This window comes from Saccharothrix sp. NBAS 001, assembly GCF_056640475.1.
The window spans coordinates 8,964,254-8,978,316 of the sequence record NZ_CM153251.1 but is presented as its reverse complement, the minus strand read 5'-3'; the positions used below and the strand labels follow the sequence as shown (position 1 = coordinate 8,978,316).

The following is a 14,063-nucleotide window of genomic DNA, read 5'->3' as shown; positions in this document are numbered from 1 at the left end:
CACAGCGAACTGTCCGACCATTTGCCTGAACGCAGGCTGAAGACGCGGGCGGGGCCCTGCCCTTACCACGCAGAATGAGGAGGTGTCGACTGCTGCCAGGGTGCTGGTGATCGAAGACGCGGAGGCCATCGGCGCCGCGGTGAGTTCGGCCCTGCGCGATGCGGGCTACCAGGTTCAGGTCCGTCCGGACGGCCGGGACCTGGAGGGCGAACTCACCCGGTTCCGGCCGGACCTGGTGGTGCTGGACGTGATGCTGCCGGGCCGGGACGGGTTCATGCTGCTGGAGGTCATCCGGCGCACCAGCGGGGCGGGCGTGGTCATGCTGACGGCCCGTGACGGTGTGGCGGACCGGCTGCGCGGGCTCGACCGGGGCGCGGACGACTACGTGGTGAAGCCGTTCGTGCTGGCCGAGCTGGTGGCGCGGGTCAGCGCGGTGCTGCGGAGGCTGGGCCGCACGCCGTCGACCGTGCAGATCGGCGACCTCGTGGTGGACGCGGACTCGGCGGTGGTGCTCCGCGGCGACGCCCCCGTGGAGCTGACCGCGACCGAGCTGCGGCTGCTGCGCTACCTGGCCGCCCAGCGCGGCCGGGTGGTCGGCAAGACGCAGATCCTGACCGCGGTGTGGGGTTATGAGGACTACGACCCCAACCTGGTCGAGGTGCACGTCAGCGCGCTGCGTCGGAAGCTGGAGGAACACGGGCCCCGGTTGCTGCACACCGTGCGGGGGCTGGGGTACGTGCTGAGAGCGGAAGACTCGTGAACCTCCGCACGGTGTCGCTGCGGCGTCGGGTCACCGTCTCGGCGATCGCGGTGCTCGGCATCGTCCTGGTCGGACTGGTGCTGGTGGTGGACGCCATGTTCATGTCGCAGTCGGTGCAGGACGTGGAGACCACGCTGCTGGACAAGTCCCGCAACGCGCAGACGCTGGTGAAGCAGCAGCGGGTGCGCGGTGCGGACCTGGTGAATCGGCTGGAAGGCCGGGGCGTGCAGGCGCGGCTGGTGATGCCGGACGGCACGGAGTACGGCCACCTGCCGACCGACGAGGTGACCAACAAGGTCACCCGTGACCTGCCGGACGGGTCGACGATCACGCTCTACGTCGAGTCGTCGGTGATCACGGTCGCGCAGACCCGCCTGCGCCGGTTGCTGTTGTTGGTGGGGTTCAGCGCGCTGGCGGTGACCGCCGTCGCCCTGGTGTGGGTGGTGCGGCGGGCGCTGGCACCGCTGGACGCGATGACCACGCTGGCCCGGTCGATCGCGCGAGGCGACCGGGGGCACCGGCTGAACCCGGCTCGGACGGACAACGAACTCGGTCGGACCGCGGCCGCGTTCGACGACATGCTCGACTCGTTGGAGGGATCAGAGGAACGAACCAAGAGATTCGTCGCGGACGCGGCGCATGAACTGAGGACACCGATCGCGGGCGTGCAGGCCGTGTCCGAGGCGCTGATGCAGACCGGCAGCGCCGAGGAGCGTGAACGGCTGAACCTGCTCCTGGTGCGGGAGTCCCGCCGGGCCGGACGCCTGGTGGACGACCTGCTGGCGCTGGCCCGCATCGACGCCGGCCTGGAACTGCACCGGGAACGGGTCGACCTGCTGGCGCTGGCGGAGGCCGAGGTCGGGCGCACCCGACTGTTGGCTCCCGACTTCGACGTCGCAGCCGAGGGCGAGTCGGCCTACGTGTCAGGCGATCCGCAGCGCCTGGCGCAGGTCTTGGCGAACCTGGCCGACAACGCCCGCCAGGCCACCGGCCCGGATGGTCGAGTGCGGCTGCGCGTGTCGACCGTCGGCAGCTACGCGTGGCTGGTGGTGTCCGACAACGGTCCGGGCGTGCTTCCCGAGGAGCGCGACCGCATCTTCGACCGCCTGGTCCGCCTGGACGAGGCTCGTGACCGTCGTTCCGGCGGCTCGGGTCTCGGCCTCCCCATCGCTCGCGGCGTGGTCCGAGCCCACGGCGGCGAACTGTCCTGCATCGACCCGAACGGTCCCGGTGCCGCCTTCCAGGTCCGCATCCCGCTGGCCGACTAGGCAGTGTCCGGTAAGCCTGTGATCAGGTTGTCTGGTGGTTGTGGGTCATGGCGGCCCGTGGCGAGTTGACCGATCGGGTGTGGGCGGCGATCGAACCCCTGTTACCGGTGTCGGGATGACCGGCAGGTGGTCAACGCGATCCTGTGGAAGCTCCGGACCGGAGCGCCGTGGCGGGATCTCCCGGACCGTTACGGACGGCGGACGGTACCTGGCGGCGCGTCTTGGACCGGTGCGGTCGCCGAGGACGACTCCGTGGGTGAACTGGAAGGGATCGTCGGCGTCTGCTCCAGCGTGGTCCGCGCCCACCGGCACGCCGCCGGTGCCCGGAAGGAGGGGGATGCGGACCTGCCGTCGAGGCTCTCGCGGTCGCGGGCGAGGCGCTCGGACGGTCCCGGGGCAGGTTGAGCACCAAGATCCACATCGCCGTCGACGGACGAGACCTGCCCTGCGCGTCCTTGCCGCGCCCGGTCAGGCCCGGGGCTACCCGCTGCCGCTGCCGGACGGCATCCGCGTCGCCCGCGTCGGGTCGGGCCGCCTCCGGGGCCGGGCCGGCACCGTCGTCGCCGACAAGGTCTACTCGCACGACTCCACCAGGAAGCCCCTGCGCGAACGTCGGACCCGGTTCGTATGCCCCGAACGGGCGGACCGGATCGCCCGCCGCACGGGTCGGGGCTCGGGGCTCGGACGGAGCACGTCCACCCGCCTTCGACGCCGAGGTCTACCGGCGCCGCAACGTGGTCGAACGGTGCTTCAACAGACTCAAGCAGTTACGCGGTCCGGCCACCCGCCACGCCACACGAGCCGCCTACCACCAGGCCGAACCCACCATCGCCGCCATCATCCTCCGGCTGCGATAACGAATTACAGGACACTGCCCAGGACCACCAGGCCACCACTTCCGTCCGACGAGCCTGGTCCGCCGCCCCGCCCACCGGATCTGCGCCCAGCCGAGCCGCCCATCCAGGCCGGACTGCCGAGCCGGACTGCCCAGCCGAACCGGACTGCCGATCGGGCGGCTCGGCAGTGCGGTTCGGCTGGGCGGCTCGAACGGGCGGCCGGACCGGCGGCCGAATGCGCTCGCGCGATGGGGCGCGAGTGGGCGGTGACTGGCTGATCTCAGCCTGACGGCATCGGCATCGGCATCGACATCGACGTCGGTATCGGCTGGCGGCGACTTTGGTGGCGGCGGGGAGCGGCGTGGGGCCTATCGGGGGTCGGCTTCCTTGGGCGGGGTCACCTTCTTGACGTACAGGAGGCGGTCGCCGGCTTCGACTGCGTCGGCTTCCGGGGCGTCCACTCGGTAGAGGGTTCCGGCGCGGACGACGCCCAGCACGATGTCGGGCAGGTGGCGGGGTGAGCCGCCGATCTCGGACGGTTCGACGTCGCGTTCCGCGATCGCGAGGCCCGCGTCCGGGGTGAGGAGGTCCTCGACCATGTCGACCACCGACGGGGTGGCGGTGGCCATGCCCAGCAGGCGTCCTGCCGTCTCGCTGGAGACGACCACCGAGTCTGCGCCGGACTGGCGGAGGAGGTGTTCGTTCTCGCGTTCCCGGACCGAGGCGACGACCTGTGCCTTCGGCGCGAGTTCGCGGGCGGTGAGGGTGACCAGGACCGAGGTGTCGTCACGGTTCGCGGCCACGACGATCGCGCGTGCCTTGGGCACGCCCGCCACGCGGAGGACGTCGTTGCTGGTGCCCGTCCCGTGCACGGTCACCAGGCCGATGGCCGACGCCGCGTCGAGGGCTTCCTGGGAGGTGTCCACCACGACGATGGAGCCCGGCTCCATGCCGTCGCCCAGCAATGCGCTGACGGCGGACCGCCCCTTCGTCCCGTAACCGACGACGACCACGTGGTCCCGCACCTTGGTCCTCCACTTCTGGATCCGCAGCGCCTGCCGCGAGCGTTCGGTGAGCACTTCGAGTGTGGTGCCGACCAGGACGATCAGGAACAGCACTCGGAGAGGGGTGATGACCAGGACGTTGACCAGCCGCGCCGACGAACTCGCGGGCGTGATGTCGCCGTAGCCGGTGGTGGACAGCGACACCGTCGCGTAGTACACCGCGTCGAGGAACGACAGGCCGTCGTCGTTGACGTCCCGGTAGCCCTCGCGGTCGAAGTAGACGATCAGGACTGCGGCCATGAGGGCGGCCAGCGCGCCGACGACGCGTTTCGCGATTGCCTGGACCGGGCTCTGCACCGTGTCCGGCATCCGGATCACGCCGACCAGGGTGTGTCCGGGCCGTTCGCTGAGCGGCTCGCCCTGGTGGGTTCGGCGGATCATGACAGCCTCTCCGGGAGTAGCCGCCAGAGGCGGGCTGCTGCTTCCGCGCCGCGAAGCAGCAGCGGCACGACGACGCGCTCGTTGGGCGCGTGGATGCGATCATCCGGCAACGTCGCACCCAGGTACACGACCGGCGCGCCGAGCCATTGCCGCAACAGTGCGGCCGGGCCGCTGCCGCCGGTGCGGCTGAACCGGACCGGCTGGTCGAACGCGGCTTCCATGGCCTCTTTCACCGCGCGCACGGCCGGGTGGTCGACGGGCATCGCGTAGGGCGGGGCGCCGTCGCCGCGCGGGATGATCTCGGCGCTCAGGCCGGGCGGGGTGTGGGCGGCGACGAACTCGCGGAGCGCGGCGGCGACGCGTTCGGGCTGCTGGTCGGGCACCAGGCGGAAGGACAGCTTCACCGCGGCCCGTGCGGGGACGATGGTCTTCAGTCCTGCTCCGGCGTAGCCGCCGAGGATGCCGTTGACCTCGGCGGTGGGGCGCACCCACACGCGTTCGAGGGTGGACCAGCCTTCTTCGCCGGCCTCGGCCTGCGCGCCGCCGGAGTTGGCCAGCCACACCTCCTGGTCGAACGGGAGGGCGGCGTAGTCGGCGCGTTCGGCGTCGGTGGGTTCCACGACGTCCTCGTAGAAGCCGGGCAGCCGTACCTTGCCCTGGTCGTCGTGCAGCGCGGCGACCAGGCGGGCGATGGCGGTGGCCGGGTTGGGCACGCCGCCGCCGGCGCGGCCGGAGTGGACGTCGGTGGTGCCGCCGGTGAACACGACCTCGACGCCGTAGATGCCGCGCTGGCCGGTGCAGATCGTGGGCGCGTCACGCGCGTAGAGCGGCGTGTCGGTGAAGACCACGAGGTCGCACGCGAGGTCGGCGCGGTGGTCGTCGAGCAGGCGGGTCAGGTTCGGGGAGCCGGACTCCTCCTCGCCCTCGATGAACAGCTTGATCGTCACCGACGGGTGGTCGGCGCGCAGGGCCGCCAGGTGGGCTTTGACGCCGAGCAGGTGCATGGCGACCTGTCCCTTGTCGTCGCTGGCTCCCCGCCCGAACAGTTCTTCGCCGATCAGGGTCCCTTCGAACGGTGGGTGGTCCCACTGCTCGACCGGGTCGACGGGCTGCACGTCGTGGTGGCCGTAGACGAGCACGACGGGAGCGTCGGGGTCGGCGGCGGGCCGGCACGCGTACACGGCGGGCAGCGCGCCGGAGCCGGACCACACCCGGACGTCGGGCCAGCCGTCGCGGCGCAGCGCGTCGGCGAGCCACTGGGCGGAGCGCGCCACGTCCTCGTGGTGTGCCGGGTCGGTGCCGATGGACGGGATGGCGAGCCACTCCCGCAGGTCCGCGACGAAGTCGTCGGCGAAGGCGGCCACTGCGGCGCGCTCGGGATGTTCGGGATTTTCCGGATCACCACTCACGGTGCGGGAGGATAACCCTGGGCGGGCCGGCCGGCGGGTGGCATGACAGGGTGAACCTCATGGAACCCACTCGTTCCCGTTCCTGGTCGGCGATCGCGCTGGCCGGGTTGCTGGGCGCGGCCGGCGTCACGCACTTCGCCCGGCCGAGGCCCTACGACGCGATCGTGCCGCGATCGCTCCCGGGCAAGCCCCGGACCTGGACTTATGCGTCGGGTGTCGCGGAGGTCGCGTTGGCCGCCGCGGTGGCTGCCCCGCGCACGCGCGGTTTCGGCGCGCTGCTGACGGCCGGGTTCTTCGCCGCGGTGTTCCCGGCGAACGTGAAAATGGCCTACGACTACCGGGCGAAGTCGCCCAGGGCGAAGGCCGTCGCCTTCGGCCGGCTGCCGCTCCAGGTGCCGTTGATCCTGTGGGCGCTGCGCGTCCGCCGTTCGGCGCACTGATCACTCTCGGCGCTGGGTGCGATACTCAGCGCGGCCGAGATCTGTCATCGAACCCGCAACCAGCCCTAGGATGCCCGAGTGCAACCGCTCCTCCACCATGCCGCGTCGGCACTCGGTTGGCGCGGCATCGTCGTTCCCGACGTCGCCGTGCTGGGTCACCAGGTGTCGGCCGTCGTGCGGGTTCGTGCCGACGTGCACGAGTGGCGCAGCGCGAACGGTTGGCCGCCCCAGGCGGACCCCTCGTGGTTCCGGTCCTGGTTCGAGCCGACCGCGCACGACCAGTTGCCGGTGCCCGCGGTGGAGCTGGTCGGTGTCCTGGTGGGTGAGTCCACGGTGGACCGGGCGTTGCAGTCGTGCGGGACGTTGATGACGCTCGCGCCGTGCTCCGTGGTGCTGCCCGCGCCGCAGGGCGAGCGGTCGTGGCCGTTGATGGAGCTGGACTACTACGGGATCGGCGTGGTGGCGGTGGACGAGGCGGGCACGGCCGAGCTGCTGGTGCCGCCGGAGGACCGGTCGACCGAGTTCGGCCCGTCGTTGTTCGGCCGCTGGCTGCTCGAAGTGCTCTACGACCGCGTGCTGAAGGAAGTCCCGGCGAACGCGCGCGTCAACAGCTGACCGGACGTGCCCTGCCGGCCGCAGGTGAGTAGTGGCCGTAGGTGAGTGCCGGCCGCACGCGAGTGCCGCCGGCCGCACGTGGGTTGGTGACCGCAGGCTCGGTCAGGTCGGTACCGAGCGGATCAGGGTGCGCAGGCCGTTCGCGTCGAGCAGGTCGGCGGGGCGGAGCGTGTGATCGTGGCGGACGTAGTGGAACGCCGCGCGCACGCTGTCGACCGGGGTGTTGGACAAGGCCGCCCACGCCAGTCGGTACGCCGCCAACTGCACCGACAGCGCCGGTAGGCGTTCCTCGTCCGGGACCGCGCCGGTCTTCCAGTCCACGACGGTCCAGCCGCCGTCCGGGTCGGCGAACACCGCGTCCATCCGGCCGCGCACCGACATCCCGTCGATCTCGGCTTCGAACGGCACCTCCACGTCGTGCGGGGTGCGGTCGGCCCACGCGCTGGCCAGGAACGCCTCTTGGAGGCGACCCAACTCGGTGTCCGGGGACGCGCCCTCGTCGGCCGCGCCGGGGAGTTCGTCCAGGTCGAGCAGCCGGGTCGCGCCGAAGCGCTGTTCGAGCCAGGTGTGGAACGCCGTGCCGCGCCGGGCCAGCGGGTTCGGCGGGAACGGCAGCGGGCGGCGCAGCCGGCGGGCCAGCTGGTCCGGGTCGGCGGCGAGTTCGACGAGCTGGCTCACCGAGAGGTGGTCGGGCAGGACGACCCGTTCGCGGCGGTCCGCTGCGGCGGCCCGTTCGGCGAGCAGCACGTCCACGTCCCGCACCCAGCCTTCCGGGTCGTCCGAAGACTCCTCGGGAGGGTCGGAATCGCCGGGGGGAACCTCGGCGAGGTAGGCGGGGTCGGCGGAGAACTCGGCGGGATCGGTGTCGGGGTCGACATCGGTGTCGGGGGCGGAGTCGGACGGGTCCGGCGGCAGGTCGAAGGTGTCGGCGGGCTCGTCGGGGACGTGCGGGGGCTCGTCGGGGTCGTAGTCGTCCGGGGGCTCGGGGGCGGGCCGTAGTCGTCCGGGGGCTCCGGGGGAGGTCTTCAGGGGGCTCGGGTGGTAGGTCGGGGTCTGCGGGCGTGCCGGCGTCCTGAGGGGTGGGGTGCTGAGGGGTGGGGCGGGGTGGTTGGGGTGTGGCCAGGTGGCGGTCCAGGGCGGCCAGGACGAGGTCTGCTCCTTGGGCCACGGCGGCGCGGCGTTTGCCCAGGGGGTCGGCGGGCCAGTCCGCCGACTTCACCTGGGAGGCCAGGGGGTTGGGCTCGTCGTCGGACGGTGGGGGTGCCCAGTGGGTGATGTCGGCGGGCGGGTGGTCGGCGGCCAGCACGGACTCGCGCAGTTCGGCCAGGAACGTGGACGGGCCCTTGGGCTTGTCGCCGGTCTCGGCCCACCAGTGGCCGGACACCAGCAGGCTGTGCTCGGACCTGGTCAGCGCGACGTAGAGCAGCCGGCGCTCCTCGACCAGGCGGCGGTCCTCGAAGTCGTCGGCGTGGCGGTCCAGGGCCTCTTCGACCTCTTTGCGGTTGCTGCCGCCGGGGATGCGCAGTTGCGGCAGGTCGGCGGCGTCGCCCCGGAGTTCGGCGGGCAGTTCGGCGACCGCCTTGAGCCAGCACGAGGTCTTCTTGCGGCCGGGGAACACGTCCTTGACCACGTGCGGCAGGGCGACGATGTGCCATTCGAGGCCCTTCGCCGAGTGCATGGTGAGCACCTGCACCCGGTTCTCGGCCACTTCGACCTCGCCCGGTTCCAGGCCGTCTTCGGCGTGCTCGGCGGTGTAGAGGTAGTCGAGCAGGGCGGGCAGGGTGGCGGACGGGCTGGCCGCCGCGAAGTCGGCGACGACGTCGGCGAACGCGTCCAGGTGCGACCGGCCCACGCCGCCCGGCCGGGCCATCGCCTCGATGTCGAGCAGCAGGGTGCGTTCGACGTCGGCGACGAGTTCGGGGAGCGGCTGGTCGAGGCGGCGGCGCAGGGTGGACAGTTCCGCGCCCAGTCGACGGACGCGGCGGTAGCCCTCGGCGGAGTACGCGGTCGGGTCGCCGGGGTCGTCCAGGGCGTCGGCGAGGCCCGCTTGTTCGGCGTGCTCGCCCGGCAACGCGTCGGCGAGGACGGCCAGCGGGTCGTCCACCACGGACTGGCGGCTGGGCGCGCCGGCGAGTTCCCGGGCGCGCTGCCACAGCGCGGCCAGGTCGACGGCGGCCACCCGCCAGCGGGAGCCGGTGAGCAGGCGGGCGGCGGCGGTGCCCGCCAGCGGGTCGACCAGGACGCGCAGCGCGCTGGTCAGGTCGCGGACTTCGGGCTCGTCGAGCAGGCCGCCCAGGCCGACCACCTCGACGGGCAGGTCGCGTTCGCGCAGGGCGGCGGCGATGGCGGCCATGTCGGCGCGCCGGCGGACCAGGACGGCGGCGGTGGGCGGCTCGTCGCTGGAGTCCAGGTGGGCTGCCCACTGGGCGGCGACGGTGTCGGCCATCCAGTCGAGTTCGGCGCGGACGTCGGGGTACAGGCCGATCCGGACGTCGCCGGGGCCCGCGCCGGGGCGGGCCCGCAGTTCCTCCACGTCCAGGCCGGACGCGCGCAGCGGCGCGGACACGGCGTTGGCCAGCGCGAGCACCTCGGGCGGGTTGCGGAAGCTGGTGAGCAGGCCGTACTTGCGGGCGGGCGGGAAGTCGTGGACGAAGCGCGGCAGGTTCGCGGCCGACGCGCCGCGCCAGCCGTAGATGGCCTGGGCCGGGTCGCCGACGGAGGTCACGGCCATCGGCTCGCCCTGCCCGAACAGCGACCGGAGCAGCACGCGCTGGGCGTGGCCGGTGTCCTGGTACTCGTCCAGCAGGACCGCGCCGTAGCGCTCCCGCTCGCCGCGCACGACTTCCGGGTACTCGCCGGCCAGCCGGGCGGCGAGGGACATCTGGTCGGCGAAGTCCATTGCCGCCTCACGGCGTTTGCGCGCCTGGTACGCCTCCAGCAGCGGCAGCAGGTTCACCCGCAGCCGTTGGGCGTTGACGATGTCCTTGAGCTTCTCGGGCAGGGCGTCGCGCTGGCGCGCGGTCTTGGGGGCGGACTCGATCACGGTGGTCAGCCACTCGGCGTTCTTGCGCAGGTCGGTGGGTTCGACCAGGTGTTCGCCGAGTTCTCCGGCCAGTGCCAGCAGGTAGCCGGTGATCGTGGCCGGGACCTTGTCGGTGTCGATGTCCTCCGCCCACGTCGCGACGACCCGGTGCGCGAGCTGCCAGGACGCGGTCTCGGTGAGCAGCCGGACGCCCGGTTCGACCGGCAGCCGGAGGCCGTGCTCGCCGACCAGGCGGCCCGCGTAGGCGTGGTAGGTGAGGATCACCGGCTCGGTGGTGAGGACGGCGGCGCGGCGTTCGCCGCTCGGGTCCAGGCGGTCGAGCAGGGGGGAGCCGCCGAGCCGGCGCAGCCGGGCCCGGACGCGCTCGGAGAGCTGGCGGGCGGCTTTGCGGGTGAACGTGAGGCCCAGCACGCGGTCGGGGGTGACGAAGCCGTTCGCGACCAGGTAGACGACCCGGGCGGCCATGGTCTCGGTCTTGCCCGCGCCGGCGCCCGCCACGACCAGCGCCGGGGCGGTCGGGGCGGCGACGACGGCGGCCTGCTCGGGGGTCGGTTTGGGCAGGCCGAGCGCTTCGGCGACCTCGAACGGGCTGGCCAGGTGCGCTGCCCCGCCCGCTCGTTCCCGATCACCACCCGGCACTGCCACGACTCGCATTCTCCGATTCCGGCCGCGTGAAGCTTCGGCGACCCGCAGCAGCGCGGCCGGATTGGTCGGGGACGCGGTGCGGGCGGCGGCGCTGCCCTGGTCTCAGCGGCCCACGACTGTGTCAGACCTGGGCCGGCATCACCAAACGCCACGTCGGTAACGCCCACAGCGCGCTACCGCCGGGTGACGCGGTGGTGCCGGCGGTGCCGGTCGAGGCCCGGTGAACGGGGTCGAGGCGACTGGGCACGAGACGAGACCCACAGCGGCACGCGCGCGCGACGACACCCGCGCCGGCGTGGGGGGACGGGGTCGGGCGCGGCCTGGTGGGAGGCGCTGCCGGCGGCGGGGTTATTGGCTCACCTGCCGGCCGGAGGCGTGGACGGGGCAGGAGGTGCGGGCCGGGCAGCGGTCGCAGTCGGGGGTTTCGGTGGCGGTGTAGTTCGGGCCGACGCTGGAGTTCGCGGCGACCTGCACGGCTTCCAGCCACGCCCGGACGCCCTGCTCGTCCAGCGGGGCCTGTTCGAGTTCGGTCGCGCCGGTCTTCCTGTTCTCCTTCGCCACGTACAGCAGGCGCGCGCCGCCCGGGTCCGTGCCGAGCCCCAGGTGGGTGAAGCCGCCCAGCGCGGAGGCCAGCTGGTAGACCGCGAGCTGCGGGTGTTGGCGGGCCTCCTCCTTGGTCACCGGCGATTTGCCGGTCTTGAGGTCGATCACCACCGGGCGGCCGTCGCGGTCGGTCTCCAGGCGGTCGACGCGGCCCTTGACCCGCAGCCACGGCCCGCCTTCCCGCTTGGGGACCTCGACCGAGATCTCCTCCTCGACCGCGACCTGGGTCAGCTGGTCGCGGCTGGCGGTCAGCCAGTTCAGGAACGTGTCGAGCATCCGCTCCACCCGGATCCGCTCGCGGCGGGAGAACCACGGCGCGCCGGCGTCGACCGCGGACCACGCCTCGGCGAGCCTGCTGCGCAGCTCCTTCTCGTCCGCGCCGGACGCGGCGGCCTGGGCGAGGGCGTGCACGAGGGTGCCGGTGATGGACGCCAGCTCGGCCGGGTCCTGGCCGCCGTGGCGCTCGACCACCCAGCGCACCGGGCACTTGGCCAGCACCTCGACCGTGGACGGCGACACGCTGACCGTGTGCTCCTCGGTCCACAGCGGGTCTTCTGAGGTCACGTCGGCCAGGCCGTACCAGGAGTCGGGGTGCGCGCCGGGCACGCCCTCGGCCGCGAGCCTGGCCAGCTGGGTCGCCGCGCGGGTCCGGCGGTCCTCGGTCTCGTCCTCGTCGCACACCACCCGGCGCAGCTCGCCGACCAGCTCGGCGAGCACCAGGCCGCGTTCCGGGGTGTAGGTGGGGCGTTCGGGCTCGTCGGTGGCCAGTTCCTCCAGCTCGTCGAGGAACCGGGACGGCTGCTCGTCCTCGCCGCGCACCGCGCTGACCAGCAGCGCGCGCCGGGCCCGGCTGGCGGCGACCAGGAGCAGCCGGCGTTCCTCGGCGAGCAGCGGCGCGATGGCCGACACCTGTTCGCCGATGCCCGCGACCACGTCGACCAGGCGTTCCACGCCCAGCAGCGACCCGCGCAGCCGCAGGTCGGGCCAGCTGCCCTCCTGCACGCCGGGCACGGCGACCACGGTCCACTCGCGGCCGGCCGCCGAGTGCGCGGTCAGCACCGCCACCGCCTCGCCGACCGGGGCGGACGCGGCGAGCGTGTCGCCGACGATCTGCTGGGCGGCGAGGTAGTCGGCGAAGCCGTCCGCGCCCGCGCCGGGCAGCCGGTCGACGTACTTGGCGGCGGATTCGAACAGGCCGACGATCGCGTCCAGGTCGCGGTCGGCCTGCATGCCCGAGGTGCCGTGCCGGGACGACTGGTTGACCCAGCGGTTCTGCAGGCCGGTGCTCTGCCAGAGGTCCCACAGCACCTGCTCGACGCTCTGGCCGCCGGCGATGCCGCGCCGGGCCTTGCGCAGCAGGCCGGAGATCCGCCGGGCGGGCTGGGCCTCGGCGTCCTCCAGGGCGGCCAGCCGGTCGTGCGACTCGATCACCTCGACCAGCAGTTCGCCGCTGGGGCGGTCGCCGCCGGCGGCCATCTCCAACCGGCGCAGGCCGCGCCGCAGCCGGCGCAGCGCCAGCGGGTCCGCGCCGCCCAGCGGGGAGGCGAGCAGCATGGCCGCGGTCTCCTCGTCGAGGCTGCCGGGGGTGGCGGCGCAGCGCAGCAGGGCCAGGAACGGGGCCACGGCGGGTTGCCGGGCCAGCGGCAGCTCCTCACCCGGCACGGCGACCGGGACGCCCGCCGCGAGCAGCGCGCGTTGCAGCACCGGCAGGGACCGGGTGGCCGAGCGCGCCACCACGGCCATCTCCGACCACGGCACCCCGTCGATCAGGTGGGCGCGGCGCAGCTGGTCGGCCACCCAGCTCGCCTCCTGCGCGCCGGACGCGAACAGCCGCACCTGCAGCGAGCCGGTGCCGTCGACCGGGGTGACCTCGCGGGTCGGCGACGCGCCGGGCAGCCGGCCGGCCAGCCGGGCGACCGCGGCCCGGATCTCCGGGGTCATCCGGTGGCCTTCGCGCAGCACGGCGGTGGGCCCGTCGGCGGCGGAGAGCAGGACCGGGTCCGCGCCCCGGAAGGAGAACACCGCCTGGTCCGGGTCGCCCGCGAGGACGTACTCCTGCGCGGCGGTGCCGAGCACGGACACCAGCGCGTGCTGCAACGGGTCGAGGTGCTGGGCGTCGTCCACGAGCAGGTGGCGGACCCGGACGCGTTCGGCGTGCCGCAGGTCGGCGTCGGTCTCCAACGCCAGCAGCGCGCTGCCGACCAGTTCGGCCGCGTCGTAGGAGGCGGCCGCGCCCTGGCCCGCCGCGGCCAGCAGGTTGACCTCTTCGTACTGCGCGCCGAACAGGCCGGCGGACACCCACTCGTCACGGCCGTGCGCGCGGCCCAGCTCGACCAGGTCTTCCGGGGCCAGGCCGCGTTCGGTGGCGCGCAGCAGCAGGTCGCGCAGCTCCTGGGCGAAGCCGGGCAGCGGGAGCGCCGGGCGCAGCCGCTGCGGCCACTTCGCCGCGCCCATGCCCACGTCGCCCGCGAGCAGTTCGCGGACCACCGCGTCCTGCTCGGGGCCGGACAGCAGCCGGGGGGTCGGCTCCCCCTGCCGCACGGCCTGGGCGCGCAGGACGGCGAACGCGTACGAGTGCACGGTGCGGACCAGCGGCTCCTGCGTCGTGGGCAGCACCTCGCCCTCGGCCTCGCCGGTCAGCAGGCGGGTGATGTGGGCGCGCATGGCCACGGCGGCCCGCCGGTTCGCGGTCAGCACCAGCACGCTCTCCGGGTCGGCCCCGCCGCGCCGGATCCGGTCGGCCGCGACCTCGGCCAGCAGGGTGGTCTTGCCGGTGCCGGGACCGCCGAGCACGCGCAGCGGCCCGCCCGGGTGGTCGAACACCGCCCGCGCGGGCGCGCTCCAGTCACGCCGGGGGCGCTCCTCGCGCACCCGGCGCACCAGCAACGGCGCCCGGTCGACTGCCACGCCCCGATGGAACCACGCGGGTACGACAAAGCCGGGCAGGACCCCGCGCGCCGCGGCGTTTTGTACGGGCTCTTGACAAATCCGAGTGGTCC

At 73.5% G+C, this 14,063-nt stretch carries 7 protein-coding genes and 2 pseudogenes; 5 read left to right on the top strand and 4 right to left on the bottom strand.

Annotation, left to right across the window (positions count from 1 at the left end; translation table 11 throughout):
- Window positions 1–82: 82 nt before the first annotated feature.
- The 3 genes and pseudogenes from AC0HI0_RS40230 to AC0HI0_RS40220 all read left to right on the top strand — a co-directional run bounded on the left by AC0HI0_RS40230 (window position 83) and on the right by AC0HI0_RS40220 (window position 2,885).
- Entirely contained in the window at window positions 83–760 is a 678-nt protein-coding gene (locus AC0HI0_RS40230) for a response regulator transcription factor (protein ID WP_480928703.1), read from the top strand.
- The gene (locus AC0HI0_RS40225; RefSeq protein ID WP_480928702.1) at window positions 757–2,028 is read left to right on the top strand and encodes a sensor histidine kinase; all 1,272 of its coding nucleotides are present in this window, start codon (window positions 757–759) and stop codon (window positions 2,026–2,028) included. Before AC0HI0_RS40230 ends, AC0HI0_RS40225 begins: the two co-directional genes overlap by 4 nt.
- Window positions 2,029–2,075: 47 nt before the next feature.
- Window positions 2,076–2,885, top strand: a pseudogene (locus tag AC0HI0_RS40220) (transposase).
- A 347-nt stretch (window positions 2,886–3,232) separates the two neighbouring features.
- On the opposite strand, the gene AC0HI0_RS40215 reads toward AC0HI0_RS40220, so the two are convergent.
- Entirely contained in the window at window positions 3,233–4,309 is a 1,077-nt protein-coding gene (locus tag AC0HI0_RS40215; protein WP_480928701.1) for a potassium channel family protein, read from the bottom strand.
- A complete protein-coding gene (locus AC0HI0_RS40210; RefSeq protein WP_480928700.1) occupies window positions 4,306–5,718 on the bottom strand; it encodes a M20/M25/M40 family metallo-hydrolase in 1,413 nt (470 codons plus the stop codon). Before AC0HI0_RS40210 ends, AC0HI0_RS40215 begins: the two co-directional genes overlap by 4 nt.
- 59 nt (window positions 5,719–5,777) lie before the next feature.
- Here AC0HI0_RS40210 and AC0HI0_RS40205 point away from each other — a divergent pair, with 59 nt between their 5' ends.
- Both AC0HI0_RS40205 and AC0HI0_RS40200 read left to right on the top strand, forming a co-directional pair.
- Window positions 5,778–6,158, top strand: coding sequence for a DoxX family protein (locus AC0HI0_RS40205; protein ID WP_480928699.1), 381 nt, complete (start codon window positions 5,778–5,780; stop codon window positions 6,156–6,158).
- Between the two features lie 78 nt (window positions 6,159–6,236).
- Window positions 6,237–6,773, top strand: coding sequence for a hypothetical protein (locus tag AC0HI0_RS40200; protein ID WP_015098379.1), 537 nt, complete (start codon window positions 6,237–6,239; stop codon window positions 6,771–6,773).
- Between the two features lie 102 nt (window positions 6,774–6,875).
- Here the strand turns inward: AC0HI0_RS40200 and AC0HI0_RS40195 are convergent.
- A pseudogene (locus tag AC0HI0_RS40195) lies at window positions 6,876–10,470 on the bottom strand (ATP-dependent helicase).
- A gap of 339 nt (window positions 10,471–10,809) precedes the next feature.
- Window positions 10,810–13,971: an ATP-dependent helicase gene (locus AC0HI0_RS40190; RefSeq protein WP_480928698.1), complete on the bottom strand. Its 3,162-nt coding sequence runs from the start codon at window positions 13,969–13,971 to the stop codon at window positions 10,810–10,812.
- Between the last annotated feature and the right edge of the window lie 92 nt (window positions 13,972–14,063).